Origin of the sequence: Desulforamulus aeronauticus DSM 10349, from assembly GCF_900142375.1 — a bacterium.
Lineage (GTDB): Bacteria > Bacillota > Desulfotomaculia > Desulfotomaculales > Desulfotomaculaceae > Desulfotomaculum > Desulfotomaculum aeronauticum.
The window spans coordinates 19,677-42,834 of record NZ_FRAR01000016.1 but is presented as its reverse complement, the minus strand read 5'-3'; the positions used below and the strand labels follow the sequence as shown (position 1 = coordinate 42,834).

General features: G+C 40.5%; 25 protein-coding genes. 2 read left to right on the top strand and 23 right to left on the bottom strand.

Annotated elements, in window-relative coordinates:
- Window positions 1-4 precede the first annotated feature (4 nt).
- The 20 genes from hypE to BUA78_RS10640 all read right to left on the bottom strand — a co-directional run bounded on the left by hypE (window position 5) and on the right by BUA78_RS10640 (window position 19,424).
- The gene (gene hypE, locus BUA78_RS10730) at window positions 5-1,027 is read right to left on the bottom strand and encodes a hydrogenase expression/formation protein HypE (protein ID WP_238456793.1); all 1,023 of its coding nucleotides are present in this window, start codon (window positions 1,025-1,027) and stop codon (window positions 5-7) included.
- Window positions 1,014-2,117, bottom strand: coding sequence for a hydrogenase formation protein HypD (gene hypD, locus BUA78_RS10725; RefSeq protein ID WP_238456792.1), 1,104 nt, complete (start codon window positions 2,115-2,117; stop codon window positions 1,014-1,016). The genes hypE and hypD overlap by 14 nt, the downstream gene beginning before the upstream one ends.
- A gap of 25 nt (window positions 2,118-2,142) precedes the next feature.
- Window positions 2,143-2,364, bottom strand: a complete 222-nt coding sequence (locus BUA78_RS10720; RefSeq protein ID WP_072914258.1) for a HypC/HybG/HupF family hydrogenase formation chaperone — start codon at window positions 2,362-2,364, stop codon at window positions 2,143-2,145.
- Window positions 2,324-4,663, bottom strand: coding sequence for a carbamoyltransferase HypF (gene hypF, locus BUA78_RS10715; protein WP_072914255.1), 2,340 nt, complete (start codon window positions 4,661-4,663; stop codon window positions 2,324-2,326). The genes BUA78_RS10720 and hypF overlap by 41 nt, the downstream gene beginning before the upstream one ends.
- Window positions 4,664-4,959: 296 nt before the next feature.
- The gene (locus BUA78_RS20240) at window positions 4,960-5,133 is read right to left on the bottom strand and encodes a hypothetical protein (RefSeq protein WP_175549007.1); all 174 of its coding nucleotides are present in this window, start codon (window positions 5,131-5,133) and stop codon (window positions 4,960-4,962) included.
- 16 nt (window positions 5,134-5,149) lie between these two features.
- Window positions 5,150-5,581, bottom strand: a complete 432-nt coding sequence (locus BUA78_RS10710; protein WP_072914253.1) for a hypothetical protein — start codon at window positions 5,579-5,581, stop codon at window positions 5,150-5,152.
- A gap of 392 nt (window positions 5,582-5,973) precedes the next feature.
- Window positions 5,974-7,941 carry an L-lactate permease gene (locus BUA78_RS10705; protein ID WP_072914251.1) on the bottom strand — a complete coding sequence of 656 codons (1,968 nt, stop codon included), beginning with the start codon at window positions 7,939-7,941 and terminating at the stop codon, window positions 5,974-5,976.
- A gap of 89 nt (window positions 7,942-8,030) precedes the next feature.
- Complete coding sequence (locus BUA78_RS10700; RefSeq protein ID WP_072914249.1) at window positions 8,031-8,507, bottom strand: hydrogenase maturation protease; 477 nt, start codon at window positions 8,505-8,507, stop codon at window positions 8,031-8,033.
- 21 nt (window positions 8,508-8,528) lie between these two features.
- Window positions 8,529-9,971 carry a Ni/Fe hydrogenase subunit alpha gene (locus BUA78_RS10695; protein ID WP_072914246.1) on the bottom strand — a complete coding sequence of 481 codons (1,443 nt, stop codon included), beginning with the start codon at window positions 9,969-9,971 and terminating at the stop codon, window positions 8,529-8,531.
- 11 nt (window positions 9,972-9,982) lie between these two features.
- The gene (locus BUA78_RS10690; protein ID WP_072914244.1) at window positions 9,983-10,873 is read right to left on the bottom strand and encodes an NADH-quinone oxidoreductase subunit B family protein; all 891 of its coding nucleotides are present in this window, start codon (window positions 10,871-10,873) and stop codon (window positions 9,983-9,985) included.
- Between the two features lie 78 nt (window positions 10,874-10,951).
- On the bottom strand, window positions 10,952-11,179 hold the full coding sequence (locus BUA78_RS10685; RefSeq protein ID WP_072914241.1) for a 4Fe-4S dicluster domain-containing protein: 228 nt from the start codon (window positions 11,177-11,179) through the stop codon (window positions 10,952-10,954).
- Between the two features lie 2 nt (window positions 11,180-11,181).
- Entirely contained in the window at window positions 11,182-13,026 is a 1,845-nt protein-coding gene (locus BUA78_RS10680; RefSeq protein ID WP_072914239.1) for a fumarate reductase/succinate dehydrogenase flavoprotein subunit, read from the bottom strand.
- Window positions 13,027-13,706: 680 nt separating this feature from the next.
- Window positions 13,707-13,940 (bottom strand): 30S ribosomal protein S18, encoded by a 234-nt coding sequence (gene rpsR / locus BUA78_RS10675; RefSeq protein WP_072914236.1) that lies wholly within the window; start codon window positions 13,938-13,940, stop codon window positions 13,707-13,709.
- 48 nt (window positions 13,941-13,988) lie between these two features.
- Entirely contained in the window at window positions 13,989-14,396 is a 408-nt protein-coding gene (locus tag BUA78_RS10670) for a single-stranded DNA-binding protein (RefSeq protein WP_072914233.1), read from the bottom strand.
- Between the two features lie 25 nt (window positions 14,397-14,421).
- On the bottom strand, window positions 14,422-14,709 hold the full coding sequence (gene rpsF / locus BUA78_RS10665; protein ID WP_072914232.1) for a 30S ribosomal protein S6: 288 nt from the start codon (window positions 14,707-14,709) through the stop codon (window positions 14,422-14,424).
- Between the two features lie 170 nt (window positions 14,710-14,879).
- On the bottom strand, window positions 14,880-15,071 hold the full coding sequence (locus tag BUA78_RS10660) for a DUF951 domain-containing protein (protein ID WP_072914229.1): 192 nt from the start codon (window positions 15,069-15,071) through the stop codon (window positions 14,880-14,882).
- Window positions 15,064-15,930, bottom strand: a complete 867-nt coding sequence (locus BUA78_RS10655) for a mechanosensitive ion channel family protein (RefSeq protein ID WP_072914227.1) — start codon at window positions 15,928-15,930, stop codon at window positions 15,064-15,066. Before BUA78_RS10655 ends, BUA78_RS10660 begins: the two co-directional genes overlap by 8 nt.
- Before the next feature lie 32 nt (window positions 15,931-15,962).
- The gene (locus tag BUA78_RS10650; protein WP_072914224.1) at window positions 15,963-17,351 is read right to left on the bottom strand and encodes an aminopeptidase; all 1,389 of its coding nucleotides are present in this window, start codon (window positions 17,349-17,351) and stop codon (window positions 15,963-15,965) included.
- A gap of 63 nt (window positions 17,352-17,414) precedes the next feature.
- Complete coding sequence (locus tag BUA78_RS10645; RefSeq protein ID WP_072914222.1) at window positions 17,415-18,209, bottom strand: CvpA family protein; 795 nt, start codon at window positions 18,207-18,209, stop codon at window positions 17,415-17,417.
- Window positions 18,210-18,368: 159 nt separating this feature from the next.
- Entirely contained in the window at window positions 18,369-19,424 is a 1,056-nt protein-coding gene (locus BUA78_RS10640) for a YkvI family membrane protein (protein WP_072914221.1), read from the bottom strand.
- A gap of 143 nt (window positions 19,425-19,567) precedes the next feature.
- Here BUA78_RS10640 and yyaC point away from each other — a divergent pair, with 143 nt between their 5' ends.
- Window positions 19,568-20,176, top strand: coding sequence for a spore protease YyaC (yyaC, locus tag BUA78_RS10635; protein ID WP_072914218.1), 609 nt, complete (start codon window positions 19,568-19,570; stop codon window positions 20,174-20,176).
- 11 nt (window positions 20,177-20,187) lie between these two features.
- Here yyaC and BUA78_RS10630 read toward each other — a convergent pair whose 3' ends face one another.
- Together BUA78_RS10630 and BUA78_RS10625 are read right to left on the bottom strand one after the other, a co-directional pair.
- Entirely contained in the window at window positions 20,188-20,829 is a 642-nt protein-coding gene (locus BUA78_RS10630; protein WP_072914216.1) for a phosphoribosyltransferase, read from the bottom strand.
- A 50-nt stretch (window positions 20,830-20,879) separates the two neighbouring features.
- The gene (locus tag BUA78_RS10625; RefSeq protein WP_072914213.1) at window positions 20,880-21,380 is read right to left on the bottom strand and encodes a DUF4446 family protein; all 501 of its coding nucleotides are present in this window, start codon (window positions 21,378-21,380) and stop codon (window positions 20,880-20,882) included.
- A 279-nt stretch (window positions 21,381-21,659) separates the two neighbouring features.
- Between BUA78_RS10625 and larC2 the strand changes: the two genes are divergently transcribed.
- A complete protein-coding gene (gene larC2 / locus BUA78_RS10620) occupies window positions 21,660-22,142 on the top strand; it encodes a nickel pincer cofactor biosynthesis protein LarC2 (RefSeq protein WP_072914211.1) in 483 nt (160 codons plus the stop codon).
- A 35-nt stretch (window positions 22,143-22,177) separates the two neighbouring features.
- On the opposite strand, the gene BUA78_RS10615 is transcribed toward larC2, so the two are convergent.
- Entirely contained in the window at window positions 22,178-23,032 is an 855-nt protein-coding gene (locus tag BUA78_RS10615; protein WP_072914208.1) for a DegV family protein, read from the bottom strand.
- Window positions 23,033-23,158 lie beyond the last annotated feature (126 nt).

Here is a 23,158-nt window from a genome sequence, read left to right as displayed (position 1 = left end):
CAAACTAACAAATTCTGGGTAAACTTATACCTGATAATAAATTTAGTTTTCTAGTGCCGCCAATAATTGTTTTTAGTAAAACATCACCCTTGCCTTCTTGTACTTCCCCTATACAGCAAGTATTCTCGCCGTAAGGAAGCTCTTTCATTAAACTTATTATTTTTTCACACTCTTCAGGTGCAACGAAGGCTAGAATCTTCCCCTCATTTGCTAAATAAAGCGGATCATAACCCAATAATTGACACACTGTATTAACTTCCTGACTTATAGGGAGGTTTTCTTCATTAATACAAAAGTCTACATTGTGAGAGGAGATCGCTATTTCCTTAAGAGTGGATGCTACACCGCCCCTGGTTGGATCCCTCATAAACTTAACTCCCTGACTATTCTTAAGAATACTCTGGGTTATTCTATTAAGGGGTGCACAGTCGCTGCTAAGATTAATACTAAACCCTTCTCTGCTAGCCATAACTGCTACCCCGTGCTCACCAATATTTCCACTTATTATAATTTTATCTCCTGGTTTAATTTGCTGAAAACCTAAGTTAACCCCTGCAGGTAATACCCCTATACCGGTGGTGTTGATAAAGATGCCATCTATACTGCCCTTTTCTACCACCTTGGTATCTCCGGAAACTATGGTTAAACCACATTCTCTAGCAGTTTGCCACATTGAATCTACTATTTGTGCCAAATCTTCCATTTTAAACCCTTCTTCAATGATGAAGGCTGTGGTAATAAACTTTGCCTCTGCACCACTTACCGCTAAATCATTGACAGTCCCACAAACCGCTAATTTACCAATATCCCCGCCGGGAAAGAAAATAGGTTTAACGATAAATGAATCGGTTGTCATAGCAATGGGTCTATCGCAGGCTGGCAGGAGAGCAGCATCTTGATCTTTGATAAGAATATCGTTATAAAATTTTTTATAAAAAATTTCTTCTATTAATTTTCTGGTTAACGCTCCGCCATCTCCATGCGATAATAAAATTCTTTTTCCTTTTAGGCCGTCATCTTTCATCATAACCACTCTCCCCGTCAGAAACATCGTACCGATAATAAACAGAGCATGCACCTTCAGCCGATACCATACAAGGCCCGAGCGGATTATTGGGGGTACAGATTTTTCTAAACAAGTTGCATTGGAAAGGCCTAATTTTGCCCATTAGTAGATCTCCACAACGACATGCCGAGGCGTAAGGACTTGCTTCTGTAATCTTAATAGGAAACCTAACCAGTGTTTCAAATTCACGGTACAAAGATTTTAACAGCAGACCACTCCCAGCAATTTCACCAAGCCCCCTCCAGATTGCATCTCCTTGCTCAAAAACTTCATTCACCATTTTTTGCGCCGTTATATTGCCGGTTTCAGTAACAATTCTGCTATATAAATTCTCAATTCTTGATTCTCCTTTTAGAAGCATGTTCAGTAAAGAGGATATTGCAGAAATAATATCAAAGACTTCAAAACCTGCTACAACAGCGGGTATCTTGTATTTACTGGCTATAAAATCAAAGCTTCGATAACCGGTTATCGCTGCAACGTGACCTGGAAGAAGGAGAGCATCAATAGCAAATTCCTTGCCCTCAAGAAGACTTATTAAAGCATTAGGCATTGTCTTATGCAAACTGTAAACGGAAATATTATCTACTTTTTTTCGTCTGGCTTCTTGCAAAGTAACAGCTATAGCCGGGGCTGTTGTTTCAAAACCAACCCCTAATAAGACAATTTCTCTTTTGGGATTTTCTGCTGCCATTTTAATGGCCTCGAGAGGTGAATAAATGATTCGAATGTCCGCACCCATTGCACGTTCTTTTTCTAATGAAGAACTACTTCCGGGAACACGTAGCATATCTCCAAATGTGGCCAGCGTAACACCCTTAATGCGAGATATTTCGAGAACCCTATCAATATCCTGTTGGGAGGTCACACAAACCGGACAGCCAGGACCACTTCTCAAGTCAACAATACCTTCTAGTAAACCCCTTACACCACTCCGTGAGAAGGCAACCGTATGTGTTCCGCAAACTTCCATAAACACAGGACGTTTTTTAGTTTTGTCTAATACCTTTTCACCGAGGTCTATTGTTTTTTTTACCATTTCCTTTAACAATAGGGGGTTGCTCATTTGTCTAAGGTCAAACATGTTTTATAAACTCCCGCCATACGGCGATGCTTTCCTCGGCTGCTTCCAGCGATACCTTTTCAATAGCAAAGCCTGCATGGATCATTAAAAAATCACCAACACTAACATCTGGTACCAGAGCCGTATTAACAACGACCTCAATATTATTAATGTTCACTACGGCCCTATCCTGTTTATTGATATGCATTACTTGTACCGGAACACCCAAGCACATTTTTGCACCTCCAATACCCAACCATTACCTGTCCCAAGGACAGACCCCCATCATTGGTAGGGACCAACTTATGATAATAAACTTCAAAACCTCTATCCCGGAGCATTTTTTTGGTAAGCATTAAAAGATATCGATTTTGCCAGCATCCACCGCTAAGAACTACCTTACGCAAGTTAGTTTCTTCACCAACTAATTGAACAGAATCTACCACCATAGCTACCACAGTATCGTGAAACTTCTTACCTATCTTATTTTGAGCACCCCTTTTTATATCTTTTATAAACCCTTTTATCATTAGCTCTGGGTCAATGACTCCATTTTTTATTAAAAAGGGATATGGTGATGTAGACCTTGCAAAGCTCTCCACCTCAGTATCACTAGCTAACCAAGGTACCAGCTCACCTAGTTCTATTGCCGCCTGCCCTTCATAACTAGCAGTTTGACAGATACCAAGAATTGCAGAAACGGCATCAAAAAGTCTGCCACAACTGGAGGCTAAAGTTATATTCTGGTTGGTTTTGATTAGTTTTTTAATAATTTCTACGGGTTGTTCTTTACCCTGGAATAATTTGGTTACTAATTCCTCACCGTCCTTTCCACCGTATTTTAGTAAGTATGAAACAGCAACTTTCCATGGGTTCCTTACAGAGCTATCCCCTCCGTGTAATGGTACATAGTCTAAATGTACCTTTCTAGCACAATTGACATAATCCCCCTGAAGAATTTCAAAACCCCATAAATTGCCATCCAAACCATAGCCTGTCCCGTCCAATATTGCTCCAATAACTGGTTCATTGATAGCATTTTCAGCCATACATGAAGCCATGTGGGCATGATGATGTTGTACTGCTACCTTGTGCAACGCCTTACTATTTTCCACTAAGGCAGAGGATTGATATGAGGGGTGTAGATCAACTACTACAACTTCCGGTTCAATATGAATCAAGGACTTAAATCTAGCTAAACTCTCTAAATAAGCTCCTTCTCCTTCAATCGTATTTAAGTCGCCTATGTGGGGACTTAGATACGCTAAACCTCCTTTTAATAGGCAAAAAGTATTTTTAAGATCGCCACCAACCCCTACTATTGATATGTTAGTATTTTGATCCACAGGGACCGGAATAGAATTAGGTACGTACCCCCTCGACCTTCGGTAAAAAAACGGTCTTTCAGAAATCGTTGTTACTACTGAGTCATCACAACGATTTTCAATTGGTCGGTCATGCACAACAAAATAGTCTGCTATCTGACCTAACTGCCTAAATGCATCCTGATTGGTAATGCATATCGGCATATTACTGTTATTACCACTGGTCATAACCAAAACCGAAGGTCCACTCTCCATGATTAATATATGGAGTGGGGTATACGGCAGCATGACACCCAAACTATTTTGACCTGGAGAAAGTTCCCTTGGTAAATCACAATCATGCCTTCTTTCTAATACTACTATTGGTGCAGCCGGAGATTTGAGCAAATCTAACTGATATTCGCTTACATGGCAATATTCCCTAACAATATCAACATCACGGCACATAATAGCAAGGGGTTTATGGGGCCTATTTTTTAATCTTCTTAATCGCCTGATGGCTCTCTTATTTTTTGCGTCACAGGCTAGATGAAAGCCTCCTAAACTTTTTATCGCTAGTATCTTTCCTTCTAATAGTAATTTTTGGCACAAATTTAACCAATCGCCTTTTCGTTTTTTTCCCTTTCTATCAATGATTTGTACCATGGGGCCACAATTGGGACATGCTACAGGTTGTGCATGAAAACGTCTGTCCAGTTGGTCATTATATTCTTTTTCACACGCCTCACACATGATAAATGTCTGCATGGATGTTTTATTCCGGTCATAGGGTAATTCTTGCACGATGGTAAAGCGAGGCCCGCAATTTGTACAGTTCGTAAAGGGATATCTATAATGGTGATCCGTTGGATTAACCAAGTCAGCCTTGCATTCACTGCAGGTTGCTATATCAGGTGGTACCATAACCTTTCCTTCAGTTTGCCCTCGACTTTTAACTATTACAAAATCCGAGTAGCCCAAGGGTTTTAATTCTTTATGCTGAATATTGCTGATATTAGCCAATGCAGGTGCTTCTGTTAAAATATTGTTTAAAAAATGATTGGTATTTTCTTTTTTACCCTCAATATCTATGATTACTCCCGCCCCATCATTACGGACCGTCCCGTTTAAGTGGTAGGTCTTTGCCAATCGATAGATAAAAGGCCGAAAACCAACCCCCTGCACCACACCCTCAACTTTTAGCTCCATTCTCCTATCCACAGTTCCCATAATAACCCTCCTACAGAGTTCTTGAGGTAATATACCCTAAAGGTAGTGCAGTCTTAAAACAAGGTACCGTCGATGCTAATTAAAAATATCCTGGGTATGCACTATAAAAATTATCTGTTCTTACTACATTTAAGCGATAAAATGAATCTTTTTTGTATCGGTTCCCCAGGCAATTCAGTATTAGTGATACAAAAAGAGATCACTGTCTTAAAAATGACTAACTGCATAGATACAAAAACTGATCAGGCGAATCTATTTTGTATCGGATGGGGATTTTGATCATAAAAACAGCTGAACTACGCTTCGAATTCTTCCAGTGAAATGCCATGATAATCACAAATAGTTTTTAATTTTGCAAGAAAAGCCTTTTTTTCTGAGATATCTTTTTTCTCTGCCATAACTTCCTTCATCCAGTTAACGATATATTCCCTCTGTGTTGCTTTGGAAGACTCTTTTTGAACAGATTCCATGTACATTCCACCCTTTCTACGATTCACTTTCATTTATTTCCGGAATGGCTAATCTCTTCCAAAAATTATTTATTTGCTGCTGTTGCCTACTTGGAATATCTACAGTGAAGTTTTGCGGTAATGTTACTGTATAATCCAAGTCTTTATTCAGTTTTAAATTAGGGTTTTCGAAATTAATTACTTCAACTAGTTTACTAAACAATTCTCTTACCTTCTTATCCCCAAGGAGTTCAATACTTACCTTTATTCTTTCCATTTCTAGAAAAGCAGGCTCTTTTACCGGGAGTTGTTCAATCCATTCTCTAAATTCTCTAGCGTATTCATGACGAAATCTTACATTTTTGTACAAAATTTGATCAAAATAGGGTCGATTGCTACAAAAGACTTCCTTAATCGTTTTATCGGGATATCTCCCCATTCCCATAACCCTTGAAAAATATGCATCCATAGGCTCACCTCCTTTAAAAATTTAGTTGGCAAATTATATAATTTTCGGTTTATTTTTTCCACATGTTTCAACATAATATAGCAAAATTTTTTAGAAACTATGTTTCTAAATTGTTTATCATTCTCATGCTTATTATATTTTTAGTATTGCAAGTTTCATGCCCCCGCCCGTGTGTGAGGAATACCTCTACCAACCTGTTGGCATTGATTTTGCTTGTATTATTAGATATAATGAAAATGCTTGAACGCTCTCCCCCAAAAGAGTGTTCAAAAGTAGTTCCCAGTCTGGTTTCTCTCATCCTAACACCGTAAGAGAAACCAGACTACCTGTTAGGGTAAATAGACCCCCGGAAATTTTCCGGGGGGTTAGATATTTACAGGGATTCTATACTATTACATTACTTGGCCTGAACCAGAACTTTCGGATTTTTTTAGATCTATCATAGATTTATCCCCATCACCGGAGGGACAGAAACACTCTTCTTCTGTCCACTGTTTAACCATTTTGACTACACTAATTAAGGTAATCAGCCCAACAATTATTGGTATACCCCAAAGTACAACCGGTGAGGTAGCTCTCTCAACTTGATGAATTGTTTCTGATATTACTGGTACCATCCAGGTAAAGACATGAGCTTGTAACATTGAAATTGTCCCAATAAGTACTGTGAATATTACAGACACCCACACAACCCTGCGAATGATCTCTCCTTCAGCACCGGGCAGGTTTACTGATGCGGTAACAATCGCTAAGTCTTGAGGTGCACATGATTTACCCATAACACCTCCGGAGCTAAGGGTACTGGCGGCAAGTAATCCACTGTGACCTGATTGTTCTGCGGCAACACAAACCATTTGACCAAATAAAGCATTGGAAGCCGCGTCCGTACCAGTTAAGAAAACACCCAATAGACCTAATATAGCTACACTCATAGGAAGCCAAAAACCAGTTTGAGCAAAGGCCATTCCCATGGTATAAGTCATTGCGGAATAGTTCATTAACTGAGCAATACCAAGGATGCACAAAATTGTTGCATATGCCATTGTTAATTGCTTGAGGGTTGATTTAAAACACTTGGCTGCCCTTGCAACACCAACTCCTGTCACAAAAATTGTAATGACTCCCACAAAGAACACCAAAGTGCCTCCAATGGTTAGCAAAGGCGATGTCCAAATAGCAGTGTATTCCTCTACTTTAAGTGTCGCTGGCGGCACTTTTGAAATCATTAGGTGTAAATTGGGCCAGTGAATGGTTACGGTACTGAGTTTTGCCCCCACGGTTTTAATTGTAGAGGAAGCATTTACTGCAGATATAAATGCTATCATTAAAAAGTAAGGTGACCAAGCCTTCAGTATTCTTAAAGGAGGAATTCTTTCTCCCTCATATTTAGCGGGAGTATTTGGATCATCCGTTGGTAATAGCCAGATTTTTTTAGGATGCCAAAACTTAGTTATTAGTATGGTGACACCTATTGCGGCAAGAGCACCGGAGATATCAACAACATACGGGCCAACAGTGTTTGATACTATAAACGCTGTCAATCCGTATGCACAGCCTGCTGCAAGAGGTATCCACCATATTTTTTTATATCCTTTCCAGCCGGCAAAGAAACAAATCAATACTGAGGCAAAAATGGCTGTTGTTATAGGTGTCTGTCTGCCAATCATGGTAGATAAGTGATTTATGTCAATTCCGGTAACTGCCTGTAGTACAACCAGCGGGGTTCCTTGAGTTCCGAAAGCACAGGGAGTGGTGTCTGATAATAAGCATAATACTGCCGCTGTCATCGGTGGAAATCCTATACCAACCATCATGGCTGAGGTTACGGCAATTGGTGCCCCAAAAGCTGCAATACCTTCAAGCAGGGTACCAAAACCAAATATAAGCAATAATACTTGTATCCGGCGGTCGTTGCTCACATAACCTAAGGACTTCTTAATAACCTCAAATTCTCCACTTTCTACAAGAAGATTATAGACCCAAACAGCACAGGTTAACGTCCATAAGATGGGACAAGCTGCCAACATAAAACCAAACAAGGTTGCATTGGATGCTAACCCTATTGGCATATCCCAGACGGCTACTGATAAAATCAGCGCAACAATTAACCCCATACTGCAGGAAAAAACAGACGATCTTCTAAAACCAGTTAGACAGGTAAACATTACAATTAAGGGAAGTGCTGCAACTAAAGCAGATACGTTAGAACTATTTAGAACGGGAGAGTATTGCTGTGTCCAATGGATTGTTTCTCCCAAGATACCCCCAGAAAAAAAGGCAGTAATTAAAAAAAACAAAGCAAATAATGCAACCGAGATTAAGAATGTCTTTTTCTGAGCAGGTCCATGTCCTAATTCCATATCTTTTTACCCTCCTTAAACCCCAATTACACGTATTTAGGGTATTTTTCTGTTGGTCAACATGGTTTTTACTATTGTGAAACAAATAGCTATACCACAGCCAGTATTTGAAAGATTAATCGGATCGTTGGTTCAATGGCAGACTCAACAGCTGGCGACAACCCCGGCTCGATTTCCTCGGGTATCGATTGTACCTGACAGCCTAAAATACGTACATCAATGCCTTTTCTGAGCTTTAACTCATTTAAAATATTAAGGTCAAGAAATTGATGAATAGAAAAATCCCCTCTTTTGTTTTGAGGAATTTTATCGAATTCAATTTCCCTAACTGTACCGGGAACTAATCCCCAGTCCATGGCATCAACCAATATAATCTTTTCTAGCTTGCTCTCCCCCAAAAGAGCGTCCAGAAGTAGTTCCCCAGCACCAGTTCCTGCATCAATTACCTCAACACCCTCAGGAAGCTGGGCTTTTTTTTGCAAATGTTCTATTACTCCGGGTCCAAAGCCATCATCACCAAATAAAATATTACCGCATCCAATTATACTTACTTGACCCGGATTCATATAAAAGCACCCCCTCTTACTTTAATTTCCTAAGGTCTGTACTACTTGACCTTTACTATCTACAACTGCAACCCTAACAGCCACCCTGCCATCAATTTTATGGGTCGCACAACTGTAGCAAGGATCATAGGCCCGGATAGCCATTTCAATTTTATTCAGGCCATCTTCATCACAAACGCCGTCTTTGATCACTTCACGGGCGGTACGGAAGGCTGAAATATTAATAGCAGCATTGTTATGTGTTGTACCGACAATAAGATTTACTCGGGTAAGTAACCCGTTGTCATCCGTTTGATAATCATGTATTAATGTTCCCCTGGGTGCTTCAACAACTCCAACTCCACGACCAGCACATGGTTTTACACTTTCTCTGACATGGGTGTCAGTAATTCCCTCATCCTCAAGCAATTCTACCGCTCTTTCTGCGGCATAGAGTGCCTCAATTAGACGCGCCCAATGGTAGAGGAAATTGTGTTGAGCAACTCCACCTACTTCTTTACGGAAATCAATGAGTTCTTTTTGGGCCAAAGGTGTCGGTATGCTATCACATACGTTCAACCTTGCCAGCGAGTTTGTACGATAAACCCCAATCGGCTGATCCGGATCCATAGAAAGTTTCCCTGCGGATTTATCATAGGGGAATTTCATGTAAGTCCAATCCTCGGTATGTTCGCTAATATAATCTAAGTAATCAGATGGTTCGAATTCCTCACACTCACCATTTAATTTGAGTAACCTGAGTCTACCTTCATAAAAATTCAATTCTCCGTCCTTTGAAACCATTCCCAGAAAGCCTGTATTTAAGGTTGGGGAATTTTTTATTTGTGGTAATAAATTCATAAATACCTTATCTTTAGCAAAATCCAAGGAAAATTGGACAAATTCCAGGCAATCGCCAGCCATTGAGCGAAGTTCTTTCCGTTGTTCTTCACTGATTGACTTGCTAAAACCACCAGGAACTGCGACATCCGGATGAATAGCTTTACCCGCTATTATTTCTGTCATTTTCTGAGCTACGTTACGAATACGTGCAATTTTTTGTACCAATATGGGGTGTTTATCCGCGAGACCCATAATATTCCTCACCAAATAATCTGTCCCTGGGTCACACAAAAAATCTGCCCCTGCTAAAAAGAAGAAATGTAGCAAATGGCTATGGATAAAGTGCGCACTATAAGCAAGTTCTCTTATTTTTTTGGCTGTCTCTGGAATTTGCACCCCAAATACTGCGTCCGCAGCTTTAGCCGCCGCCAAATGATGTGCCCATGGACATACTCCACAAATTCTGGTAACTATTCTTGGCATTTCTTCAACTGGACGACCTAGGCAAAATTTTTCAAAGCCCCTTATTTCAACCACCTGAACTTTTGTATCAGATACTCTTCCTCCATCATCCAATTGAACAGTTACTCGCGCATGCCCCTCCACTCTTGAGACTGGTTGTATTGTAATTGTTTTTCCCACTACAGACCCTCCTAACGAATCGGCCGCAAGTTATTGTGTGCCCCTGTAAACCAGTTAAACGCTGCCCGGCGATCATGAACATCCCGAAGCGTATAGCCATATACAGCCAAGGAGCCAAGTAATTCCGCACGCGGATTCTCTTCAATCCTACGAGGACCCATACAACCACGGCAAGGCATATCCATTTTCATGCATACACCACCGCAACCACTTCTGGTCGCAGCCCCCATGCAAAAATAACCTTGTTCAAATAAACAGCGATCTTCCAGTTCAACAGGCTCTAATGGACGGAGCATCTCTGGAAAAGGTAGCCCTTTATCGCTAAAAACGGTTCTTTTTTCCTTTGTTTTGGGACAGTCATTACAAACTGTGTCGTTAGGTAACTCAAAATCCCTTCCTTCAAGAACACACTTGATAGCGTCTACAAACATGCTCACTGGAGGCGGACAACCCGGTAGATAAATATCTACCTCCATCACTTCGTTGAGTGAAATTACTCTATTAGTTACCTTTGGCAGATGATATTTATCTGCACCCGAATCAGCAGGGCAGATACCTTCCTTTACGGAATCTAATGGCATCACATTAGCTATCGAGTGTATCCCACCCATACAAGCACAAGTCCCATTTGCTATTACAATGTCACAATTTTCTCTTACTGCACGAGCTACCTCTAAGTTTTCCTCTGTACGTATGGACCCCGAAAGTATACCAATATCTGCTCTCGGTATTTTTATTTCTAAATCATTACTAAAGGGGTCGAAATGTTTAGAGTCCATGATTATTGGTGCATGGATGATTTCAATTTGTTTCAAAAGGGTAAGGAGTTCTTCACCAAGATCAAGAATCGATACCTCACAACCTTCACAACCGGAAAGTGCTTCGATTACTACCTTTTTCAAAATTAACACCCCAATCTCAGAGTTGTTAACTGTAATCAGTACCCCTCCGTTTAACGGAGGGGTACTTGATACAAAAAATTATCTGATTAAATAAGGTACTGTTTCCAATTCAATGGCATCTAACTGGCATACAAATTTACAAACATCACAGTACCAGCAATCATCACGATAGGCCATGTAAGGAAATCCTTGGTTGTCAAGTCTAAGTACGTCCCTTGGGCAATAATCTACACAAGTTCCACAGCTGGCACATTTAGATTTATCTACTTTAACCCATTCATATTTTTTGCAATCAAAGCGTTCCATGTTTAATCCTCCTTCTTGACTGTCATTCTCTTAGGAATATCCATACCTTCTCTAGAAACCTTTTCAGTGATCCAAGGATCATTGTAATCATTGTCCGGATGGACATAGCCTTTACCAATTTCTAGCTTAAGCTCCGGATATTCATATTCCAATCTAGTGGGATAATCCCATTTGTACTTGGGAACATCCTTGGAGGATACTTCCATTTCACCAGTTGCCAGGTTCTTCTTAACTACTACTTGTTTGCCATCCCATTTCGAATCTACTTTCGGGTGAGTTAAACGATAGTGGCTAAGTCCCCAACGGCTTTCAGTACGATATAAGGATGCTTTAACAGCCATCTCTGCGCAATCGATCATACTATTAATTTCAGTAACTTTGATCAGATCGTGGAAATCACAAACCTTGATGTTAGGAACATCTTCACGGCGCATTCTATCAACCCACCAAAGCATCTTGTTGTACAGAGGATCGCTCTTGGGTGGAGTCATATACTGGCTGACCTTGCCACGAATCTTAATTTCCACTTGCTCAACAGGCAAACCATCTGGACGATCAAGCGGAACTCTTAATTCTTTCCACAACTTGTCAACATCTATATCTAGTTTAGGAGCTTTTGCTTTTGCAGCATACTCGGCAGCCGTTTTCCCTGCTATTCCACCGAATACAAAAGCACCTGTTAAGTATTGGTGAGGTACAGCTGCACAGTCACCAGCAGCAAATAGGCCCGGTACACTTGTTTCAGCATCTTTATTTACCCAAATACCTGACATACTATGTCCACTGCACAGAGTGATTTCTTCCATACCTTGTTCAACGGAATCCCAGCAACGATAGTTTTCATTACGTTGCTTATGGAATTGACCGCGTACCGTACGTTCAGTACCCCAAAGAATTTTTTCCAGACCCTGAATGGTATCTTCAGGAAGGTGATCCAACTTCAGATATACAGGACCACGGCCTTCAGTAAATTCACGCCAAACGGCTAGGAACATATCACCAGACCAGTAACCATGGCTCCAATATTTTTCACCTAAAGCGTTAATGCCGTAACCACCTCTAGGAATTACAACATAGCCACATGCAGGACCATTAAAGTCTTTCATTAACAGGTTGGTTTGGAAACATTCCATGTTAACCATTTCGGCTCCCGCATGATATGCAAGGGCGTATCCATCACCAGTATTACCAGGGAATTCATAAATACCACTTAGGTAGCCATCTCTCGGCATCCCAAATCTACCTGCACAACCGGCAGTAAGAACAACTGCAGGGGCGCTGATTAAGAAGTGCTCACCAGTTCTAATATCGAAGGCAAATACACCGGTTACCTTACCATCAGCAGTAAAAAGTTTTACTGTGGCAGTTCTATCTAAAACTGTGCAACCTAACCTTCTTACTTCACGGGCCAACGCACGCTTAATGTCCTCGCCGTCCATTGCTAGATATAAGGGCTTTTGGGTAGGATGTAAATAGTTGCATTTATAGTTTCCGTTTTCATCCACCGGGAATAGATCACCGGGTTCACGCCCTGTAAATTCTTCAAGATCTTTTATTACTTCAATCGATTTTTCGCCTAAAACATAGGCTGCCTCCTGATCGATGATACCTTCAGATACTTTAGTAAGAGCTTCCACTACATCTTCTGGAGTACCATATCCAGGAACGGAAACAATGTTTAATGCATCCATACCACGTCCGATTGCACCAGATGTTTCAATAGGTCCTTTATCTAGTACTACTACCCTGGCTTTTGGATTTGCAGTTTTTGCTTTGATTGCTGCAAAGGTTCCTGCGCTGCCGCCTCCAACAATAATTACATCTGCATCAATTTTACGGTATGCCACGATTCATCCTCCTTTATTTACTACTTTTACTAAATTTGAAGTTATAACGTTTTTATAGTCACCCCCCCTAAAAAATAATTAAATCACAATGTAAGATACTTATCCCTTGATGCCCAATCATAAATGCAAATAAAATGCCAATTGTCTTTGAAATGACAATTGGCATTAAGGAAATATTATATTTTTTTAAATATTCTCGACACAATTGATTGCAGTAATGTTTAATTTCACAATAAAATTAACCCTTTTTGTTATTTATTTATCATGCAAACCCTATTTCGTACGATTTAAGCATCTTCATTTAGAAGATACACCTATTAATTTCGACAATATAAATTGTCACTAAGAATTTAACTTTTGATAAAGATACATATGTTAATCACTTACGGCTTAAAGGGGGTATTTCAGTGTTATTATTTGATAGACTTTTGTATCAAATGCTACATTAGTTGATCACGTATGCCCTACTCTAGTCTTTCTTTTATATCAAATGGTTGTTCTTTGCTACAAAAGTTCTACATATTAACCATAATTAACAGATTTTTTTCAATTTGATTTAAACTATATGATAAATTATCTCGAAATCTCTGCATCTAAAACCATCGCAACTATAAAATCAACAATAAATAATATAGTAGACAATAAAAAAGAATGGGAAAATCCCCATTCTTTTTTGTTTCTTAAGATTCTGTTGAAAAAGGCAGTAAAGCAATGTTACGAGCTCTCTTGATAGCAACTGTTAGTATGCGTTGATGATGTGCACAGTTGCCAGAAATACGACGGGGTAAAATTTTACCGCGCTCGGTAACGTATTTCTTAAGCTTAGGAATTTCTTTATAATCAATAGCAGTAGCTTTATCTACACAGAAGCTGCAAACGCGCCTTTTGCCTCTGCGTCCACGCTCACGTTTCAAAGTATTCCCTCCTTACTGGGGTACCGTTTTTAAAAAGCTTGTCTAACCCTAAAACGGTATGTCATCTCCATTAAAGCTAATTTCGCTGGCAAAGCCGCTGTTCGTGGAGCTGCTGCTACCCTGGTTTTCCCGATCTTTGGGCCAATCAAGAAACCGAATATTTTCAGCAACCACTTCTGCTGCTTTGCGGCGCACTCCCTGGTTATCGTCATAAGAGCGGATTTGCAGTCGGCCATCTACAGCAACTAAGCGACCTTTACCTAAATTATTGGCACAGGTTTCAGCTAATTTTTGCCATACCACAACATCTATAAAATCCGTCTCTTTTTCTCTCTCCCTATTGATATGAGGACGATCAACAGCCAAATTTAACTTAGCTACGGCAATACCGTTTGTTGTGTAGCGAAGTTCAGGATCACGGGTTAGGCGCCCAATTAATATGATCTTATTGAGCATTTTCAACACCGCCTATTTACATAATCTATTCTTCTTCACGAGTGATCATGTGGCGAAAGATGTCGTCGTTAATCTTCATAACCCGATCCATTTCAGCAGCAGTAGCAGCATCTGCTTTAAACTGCATTAAAACGTAAATGCCTTCTTTGATATGGTTGATTTCATAAGCCAGGCGACGCTTACCCCATTTGTCTAGCTTGGTAACTTCGGCGCCTCTTTCTTCCACTAGGCCTTTAAATCTTTCCATAATAGCAGTTACTTTTTCATCTTCGGTTTCGGGTTTGATGATGTACATCACTTCATAATTGCGCACTACAGTTCACCTCCTCCCTCCGGACTAACGGCCCTACCCCTTCGGTAGAGCAGGGGGAAAATCTGCCTATAAAGGCACTGTAAGATTATATCATCTTTGTGTCGAAAGGGCAACTTTATTTTATAAGTTGCTTTTTTATATCTGCTGCTAAAAGCTTGTTTGGTAGGGTGTTATCCTTCACAACTACTAATTACCGCCTTCACACTTTTCTCAAATTTGGGTCGGGGCAGCATCAGCACCCGGCCGCATTTCTGACATTTAATGCGAAAATCCACCCCTGTACGCATTACTTCCCAGGTATCGTTACCGCAGGGGTGAGGCTTACGGGTTCGTACCACATCGCCCACTTGAAATTTATGCACCCTCTGCACCTCCATTAGATAGTAGTACCCGGCGGGAGTGCGGAATTTCTATGCCTTCCCGATCAAAGGTTTCTTTAACCAACTTTCTTAACTGACGCTCAATCTCCCATTGCCGCATGGCCTTGGTTTTACAGGTAATTCGAATTACCACCTCGGACTCGCCAAATCTTACCACACCTAACACATCGGGGCCTTCTACTAAATCCTCTGCCCAGATTTTTGCAAACTCCTGGCACATGGTCTTTAAAACTGCCGTGGCTTTATCCACGTTCTCCTCGTAGGAAATGCCTACTTCCACTTGAGCCAGCATAGCGCCGCGATTATAATTGGCTACGTGGCTAATAGTTCCATTGGGGATAATATGTAACTGACCACCGAATTCACGTATTTTGGTAACCCGCAACCCTATTTCTTCCACTATGCCAGTAACACCGGCCAAAGTTACATATTCCCCCACTTGGTATTGATCTTCAAATAGAATAAAAAATCCTGTAATAACATCTCGCACCAGGTTTTGGGCCCCAAAACCTACGGCTAAACCAAGGATACCAGCTCCAGCCAAAATGGTTTTGGCAGCATTGGGAACAAATATCTCAATGATGGACATACCAGCTACAAAATAGACTACATACCGTAGTACACTTTTTAACAAACCACTAAGGGTCTGAGGGCGGTTATCAGCAATAAACTTACCGGGTTTAGAGATGAACAATCTTTCAATTATTTTAGTCCCAAAGTAAATTAGCAGTTTAGCTAGTATCAGAGTAGTAATTATTCGGATGGTAGCCGTTAGTGCCAGTTGGACATCTTGGAGGGTGTAAAGGCTTATAAACCAATCCTTCCATGTTGTTATATCCATTAACTTCTCCTTCTCCCTTTCCTCAACAACTGTTACGCACCAAAGAACGCCTTATAGGTTCTATAACATTCATAGATATCGCCCTTGCTGGCCACTTCCAAGGGTGCATGCATAGACAACAGGGGAACTCCGCAATCAATTACTTCAAAGCCCAACTCCGCAATAATATGGGCAATGGTACCTCCACCCCCCTGGTCCACTTTGCCCAGTTCACCGGTTTGCCAGGTAATTTTATTTTCGTTCAGTAGCCTTCTTAGATAGGCCACATATTCGGCACTGGCATCATTTGTGTGATATTTCCCTTTGGCGCCGGTATACTTAGTAATCACCACACCACCGCCAATTTTGGCTGCATTATGTTTTTCCAATACCCCCTCAAAGTTGGGATCGATGCCCGCGGTCACATCGGCAGAAAGGGCTTGAGAACGGGCAAAGGTTCGATAAAGGGCCAGTTCATTATAATGAGGGTTCAACCGACAGCCAATTTCCGCTATGGTATTTTGCAAAAATCTTCCATTCATGCCTGTATTTCCAGTACTTCCAATTTCTTCCTTATCAATAAATAAAGCCACCGCAGTACGCTTGGGGTTAACCGTTGCCAAAATGGCCCTTAGGGACGTATAAACACAAACTCTGTCATCTTGTCCATAGGCACCCACCAGACTACGATCAAAACCTATATCGTGAGCCGGCCCAGCCGGTACCGCCTCCAGTTCCGCACTAATAAAATCTTCCTCAGTAATTCCGTAGTTTTGGTGTAGGATATGAAGGATATTCATCTTCACCGCTTGGTCCTTTTCATCCTTTAGGGGTATCCCACCAATTAAAAGATTTAACTGCTCGCCTTCCAGAAACTCAGTTACTTTTTTAACCATTTGATCCTTAGCCAAGTGAGGTAGTAAATCGGTAATAGTAAACACCGGATCTCCCGGCCGGTCACCAATGGAAACCTCTACCGCTTGGCCATCAGCTTTATAAACAACGCCATGCAGAGCCAAGGGAATGGCTACCCAGTGATACTTTTTGATACCACCATAATAGTGGGTTTTTAAAAAGGCGAGTCCTTGTTCCTCATAGAGTGGATTTGGCTTTAAATCTAATCTTGGAACATCTGTATGGGAGCCAATTAGCGTAATACCTTTGTCTAGCCCTTCTTGACCTATCACTGCCAAGGCTACTACTTTGTTATGTCCGGTAATCAATACCTTGTCTCCGGACCTTACCTGCTGAACTCCTTCCACGGGCCGAAAACCTTGGCTCATCGCGATGTTAACCAAGTGTTTAAAACAACTGCGTTCCGTTTTTACATTGCTCAAAAATAATTTATACTCTTCGGCAAAAGACATTATCTCTTGTATTAAGCCGCCCTCTGCTTGAGTCCAAACATTCTTACGAGTATATGCAAGCTCTTGCTTCATCATTAGTAAAATCCCCCTGTTTTTATAGACTCATTTATTATTACCCAACGCACCATTATTATTAGACTATATCTCTGTACCTGGTTTAGTATAAATATACTTAAATAAGTATTGACTACTAAAGTCCGGTAACAGAGGAGGCAGTATCTTTAGATCAGCAACCAAGGGAGCAAACTCTTTAATGATGGATGAACCAGCTATACCTTTCTCCAACGTTCCTAGTAATCCATCTGCTCCCAACAGAGCTAAGGGAACCTGTAAGGGGATTAGTACCGTTATTAAGGCCAGTATAATCACCAAGCCGGTGACAAAACCCACAGCCAAACCGACCAACCTATCCACCGGCCCCAGGGGACTAAAACGTATTAGGGTAGCCACAAGGGAGGCAATAAAATTTAACAACCATTTAATAAGGAAGAAAATAAGTAAAAAAGCCAAGATATTAAGCAATCCCTGGGCCAGCATTAAATTTACAGCCTGTCCCACTGTTTGATGGGAACCCGATTGCCCCAACTGGTTAATAATATCGGACCAGGGAGCCGGCAGAGGAATTTGAGCACTAATTTTTTGCAGCAGATTTACAGGCATTTTTACTATTTCCGGGCTGTTAAAAGGTTCTGGCAATTTCACCAACGGTTTAACAATTTGGGCCAAGCTGTCTGCCCAACCCCATTCCTGAGCCAACCATTCCGACAATTTATGGTAGTAAAGAACTGCCCCGGCAAAGGAGACCAGCATAATCACTAATCGAATAATCCCCATAAAAAGCCCGGAGCAAAATCCCCGCCAGGTTGTTAGAAGGCATAGAAAAATAAAAAAATAATCCAACCAGTTGAAGACTTCCACCTCCGGTTTAAACATATTGACACATCATATCCTGCAATATTTTCTGATGGACAATGTTGGTTGGTAGATATAAGAATTGTCTGGTTTGCCCTGACAAACTTACCTACACTTTAATAGAGTCACCCTCTTTTTGTTCGCTGCCTGGATTTAATATTCCTTCCTTTTCTTATGCTATTACCTCCGTAGGGACTTTCCTACAGGAACCACTAAAAGAGCTGTTAGCATTACCAGACCAGCATATCCAAACAAAGGATATACACTCTTTACTAATGATGAAAAATTTAAACTGGTTAAAGGTAAGACAAGAAGGCAAACTGCAATCCCGTAAATACGATACCACCTACCGCTTGTCGGTGCCAGTCTACTGGCAAATCCGTGAGCATTGGCCACAGCGGTAGTTAGGATCGCTAACCAAATTAAAAGGGCAAATAAGGGCCGCAGATACACACTAACTTGGGAAGCCAGATATAACATAGGAACTTCATACTCTGTCACCGCCGGATAAAAAGCTAAGCCAGCTAACGTTACCAGAGTCACAGCTCCACCCAAAGCAAGTCCCCCGAGTATTCCTGCATAAATGGCTATTTTTTTAGTAGTATACCTTCCCATAGAAGCCAGTACTGCCAACGGTACCACCATATTAAAGGAAACATAGAGTATACTGGAGCCCCACCAGTGACCTCCTATCCCTTGGGATGGAACTATGACAAGTTGTTCAGGTAGTCCATGATAGGCTAAAGCTAGGGAGGCAATAAGACAAACACCCAGGAGTTTTACCGGTACCAGTATTACATTAATCGTTAATAAACCCTGCAGCCCATGAAATATAACCGTGATAACAATGCCTAAGGATATACCAATGCCTATCCATCGGCTAATTCCCAAATATTCCTCAACCACCGCTCCGCTGCCAGCCAACATAACTCCCAAGCCACCAGCCAACATAAATAAACTCAGGATATCCATAAATCTTCCAGCCCAGGAGCCCATTAAATAGTTGAGTACCTCTTGGTAGCTGCCTGCCCTTAATTTTACACTTAAATAAAGTACTAAAGCACCCAAATAAGCAAATAGAATACTAGCCAATGCCGTACCCAGGAGCCCCTGGTAGCCATACAAGATAAAGAACTGCAATATTTCTTGCCCTGAAGCAAAGCCTGCGCCAATGACTGCCCCCACATAGGTGGCTACTAACCTGACTAATAACCATAGATCATTCGTTTTTGTCATGATGGCTCTCCTTATATCTAAAGACACTAGACCATTTTCTTCCTAGATATATGCTTTTTTATAAAAAACATTCACTGGTTGGAATATTTAGGTGGTTAGTGGGGAATAAATATAGGTAGTTGTCTGTGAGAGGAAGTGAAGGTATGTCAGTTACTATAAATACCCTACAGCAGCAATCTATGTTACCCCCTAAAACGAGAATCAGTGTCGAGGACACCCTCGCTATTGATAACTTTAGTCGGGATTTAGCCACCCGACTTCAGGAATTTGGTGTGAATGAGGAAAAAGATGTTGTGATTGTCTGTATCGGTACCGACCGATCAACGGGTGATTGCCTCGGACCCTTGGTTGGCACAAAGATGACCGGCTGCACAAATCATGGCTTTACGGTCTACGGAACCTTGGACGAACCCGTTCACGCCAGTAATATGAATGATCGGCTTACAGCAATTGAAGCTACCCATCCCGATGCCGTTATTATCGCCATAGATGCCTGTCTAGGGCACTTGGAGAACGTGGGTTGTGTCAATATAGCTGCCGGTTCCTTGGCTCCTGGTGCAGGGGTAAACAAAAACCTTCCCGCCGTGGGGCAATTAAATATTACCGGTGTTGTAAATGTAGGTGGCTTTATGGAATACCTCGTCTTACAAAATACCCGTCTTAATTTGGTGATGCGTCTGGCTAATCTCATAACCGAGGGATTAATTCAAACAGCCCATATACTAAAAACCAGAGAATCCCGGTGTTGCTAACCGGGATTCTCTTATTTAACACAGCACTTAGCATTCTGTAATAACCTAATTACTTCATCGTCATTTACTTGATCAAAATCCCTATAAAATTGCCCCACCGCATAAAATGGCTCTTCTGCCAGGAGACAAAGCAAATGATCTACCTCTTTTCGTAACCTTGCCAACGTATCGGGCGGCGCAACGGCTACCGCCAATGTAATAGACCTGCAACCGGAATTTTTTAAAGACTTAAGGGCTGCCAAAATGGTGGCTCCAGTGGCAATACCATCATCCACTAAAATTACATCTTTCTTTACTAAATTCAGTGACTTATCGGTACCTCTGTATACAATCATTCTTCTTTTGATTTCTCTGATAACATTTTGTACTGTCGGTTCTAAGTCATGCTCTGTAATATCAAATCGCTTTAACAGGTCTTGATTATATATAGCAGTACCATCTTCGGTAACTGCACCAATGGCTACCTCTGGTTGATAAGGTAGCCCTACTTTTTTGGGAATAATAATATCCAATTGATACCCCAATATTTGGCAAATTTGTGCCCCGATTACTACTCCTCCCCGGGGAATGGCTAGCACAATACCTTCGGTAATATTAATTTCTTTAAGAGTTTCTCCGAGCCTCTGACCAGCATCTAGCCTATTCTTAAACAAAATAAACCCCTCCTTATATAAGTAAGGTGGAGTTTAAGAAGTTTTCTTATTCAAATTTTTTCAAGGCTGCTTTGGACTGCTTTCATTTCTTCTGCGGTCAAGCTATAATCGGAAGTACCCTTACGTACTGGTTTGGCATAAACTCTAGTTTCATCCCGACCGTAGAGTCCGGTTAATACCACACCATCACCTCGACGGTCCAACATAGCTAATGAAAAACTTAAATCACTGCCCATATTATCAAAGGCATTGAATCTTATCAGACCCGGATTATGGATACACTCCGCTACTTGTTCCTTTTGTTTTTCTTGCTCCTGCCGTATTTCCTCTTCCCTTTGTTCCAGTTTTGCCATATCTCCGGCATACTGTTGTAAAATTTGTTCTAAATCAGCTCCACTGGGACCTCTGGTAAGAAGTTTATATCTTCTACTAACATCTTTAAAGCGCCGAAATAAGATTATTTGAGCCAATAAAAGGAAAAGAAGCATAAAGGCCATTATTAATAGTAAGGGTGCTGCATTCGTTTGGATTATTTGAAAAAAGTCAGTCACTTAATTACCACCTTTATTTAGACTATACAATTTATTTTCGTTATACTATTTATTAAAAACTTGGCTTGTTTACTTGTGACCTTTAGGTTATGCCCTATAGGGTACGTCAAGTCTTTAGACGCAAGCGGCAGCCTTAGTTTTTCTTATGCTTTCTAAAAGTGCTGGATAGATATCGTTAGTATGGCATAATCATAATGTCATCATAATAATGGATAATTGGCATACGAGGAATATTATACCAAATTTATCACGATCTTCAATAGAAAACGAGGTGTTTTTTTGTACACGCAAACTTATAACGAAATATGTACTATCGAAACAAATATAGATGATATGAATCCAGAATTCTACCCCTTTGTAATGGAAAAAATGATGCAACAGGGGGCTATCGATGTTTTTCTTACACCTATTATTATGAAAAAAGGTAGGCCCGGTATAAAACTTACTGTTCTGTGTAAACAAGAAGATGAAGAAAAATTTAGCCTGCTAATTTTGCAAGATACCTCTTCTTTGGGAGTGAGAATTAGTTACCAAAACCGTCGAACCCTTTTCAGAGAAATGATAACGGTTACTACCTCCTTCGGTGAGATAACCGTAAAAATAGCTCGTTTGGCACAAAATCAACCCATTCTTCGTATAACCCCTGAGTTTGAGCATTGTAAAAAGATAGCTTTGCAATATGGTGTGCCAATCCAAAACGTTTATCAAGAAGCGCTTAGGTGTGCTGAAAAAAAGTATTCACCTAAAATTTCAAATGAATAAAAGAGGTTTTTTATGTTAAAAACCCTCTTTGGTTCTTAACCATCGCTATTCCTGGTAATACAGATACCAATTAACCCTGGTCCAGCATGGACACCCATAACCGGACCAAGTTGGCCAGAATAAATTTCTTCCACTTTCGGCAACGGTTTTATTTTTTCCAGTATCTCCAGTGCCTCCTCTTGGGCAGCACTATTCATAACAGCCACCTTAGCATTTTTTATATCAATTTTTTCTTTGGCGATTTCAAATAACCGTAGCAAAGACTTCTTTCTACCTCTTACTTTATCATACGTGTAATACTTGCCTTCTTCATTGATAGAAATAATAGGCTTAATTTGCATAATTTCTCCAATAGTACCTGCAACGTAACCTATCCGGCCACCTTTTTTTAAATAATCCAGTGTAGCTACTACAAAATACACTTCCATATTTGAAATGATTTTTTTAGCTTGCTTTAAGGCAGCATTAAAACTCAAAGTGTTCTTTAAGGTTTTAGCAGCTTCCAACACGGGTATCCCCAAACCCATAGAAAGTGCTTTGGAATCTAGAACCTCAATAACCATATTTTCAAATTCCTTTGCTACGCTATAAACCGTATTAAAGGTGCCACTTAGACCACTTGAAATATGAATTGAAATAATGTGGGTATAACCTTCATCTTGAAGTTTTTTAAATAATTCCATAATGGCCGCCGGAGAGGGTAATGATGTTTTAGGAATTTCAGCCGGCATCTTGTCATAAATTTCTTGAGGAGATATTTCTATGCGATCTAAATATTCCCGATCAGGATAAATAATTTTTAGTGGCAATACCTTGATATCGTATTCCTGGATTATTTCGTTATTCAAATCACAGGTACTATCCGTAACAATGGCTACTTTTTCCTTCATTCACTAAAATCCACCTTCGCATATCTTTAAATACCTACTTTATACAATTGACATAATTCGACTTTGCATTATCAAATCCTTTTAAACTCTAAAATTAATACTTTTATTTAAACCGAACATTAATGG

Excerpts from the sequence above, each read along its gene's own strand:
- BUA78_RS10720 (WP_072914258.1), bottom strand. The coding sequence starts at position 2,364 with ATGTGCTTGGGTGTTCCGGTACAAGTAATGCATATCAATAAACAGGAT.
- BUA78_RS10615 (WP_072914208.1), bottom strand. The coding sequence starts at position 23,032 with ATGAAGGAAAAAGTAGCCATTGTTACGGATAGTACCTGTGATTTGAAT.
- BUA78_RS10655 (WP_072914227.1), bottom strand. The coding sequence starts at position 15,930 with ATGGATATAACAACATGGAAGGATTGGTTTATAAGCCTTTACACCCTC.
- BUA78_RS10640 (WP_072914221.1), bottom strand. The coding sequence starts at position 19,424 with ATGACAAAAACGAATGATCTATGGTTATTAGTCAGGTTAGTAGCCACC.
- BUA78_RS10645 (WP_072914222.1), bottom strand. The coding sequence starts at position 18,209 with ATGTTTAAACCGGAGGTGGAAGTCTTCAACTGGTTGGATTATTTTTTT.
- BUA78_RS10710 (WP_072914253.1), bottom strand. The coding sequence starts at position 5,581 with ATGGATGCATATTTTTCAAGGGTTATGGGAATGGGGAGATATCCCGAT.
- BUA78_RS10670 (WP_072914233.1), bottom strand. The coding sequence starts at position 14,396 with ATGCTCAATAAGATCATATTAATTGGGCGCCTAACCCGTGATCCTGAA.
- hypF (WP_072914255.1), bottom strand. The coding sequence starts at position 4,663 with ATGGGAACTGTGGATAGGAGAATGGAGCTAAAAGTTGAGGGTGTGGTG.
- BUA78_RS10700 (WP_072914249.1), bottom strand. The coding sequence starts at position 8,507 with ATGAATCCGGGTCAAGTAAGTATAATTGGATGCGGTAATATTTTATTT.
- BUA78_RS10650 (WP_072914224.1), bottom strand. The coding sequence starts at position 17,351 with ATGATGAAGCAAGAGCTTGCATATACTCGTAAGAATGTTTGGACTCAA.
- BUA78_RS10685 (WP_072914241.1), bottom strand. The coding sequence starts at position 11,179 with ATGGAACGCTTTGATTGCAAAAAATATGAATGGGTTAAAGTAGATAAA.
- BUA78_RS10705 (WP_072914251.1), bottom strand. The coding sequence starts at position 7,941 with ATGGAATTAGGACATGGACCTGCTCAGAAAAAGACATTCTTAATCTCG.
- hypE (WP_238456793.1), bottom strand. The coding sequence starts at position 1,027 with ATGATGAAAGATGACGGCCTAAAAGGAAAAAGAATTTTATTATCGCAT.
- BUA78_RS20240 (WP_175549007.1), bottom strand. The coding sequence starts at position 5,133 with ATGGAATCTGTTCAAAAAGAGTCTTCCAAAGCAACACAGAGGGAATAT.
- yyaC (WP_072914218.1), top strand. The coding sequence starts at position 19,568 with ATGTCAGTTACTATAAATACCCTACAGCAGCAATCTATGTTACCCCCT.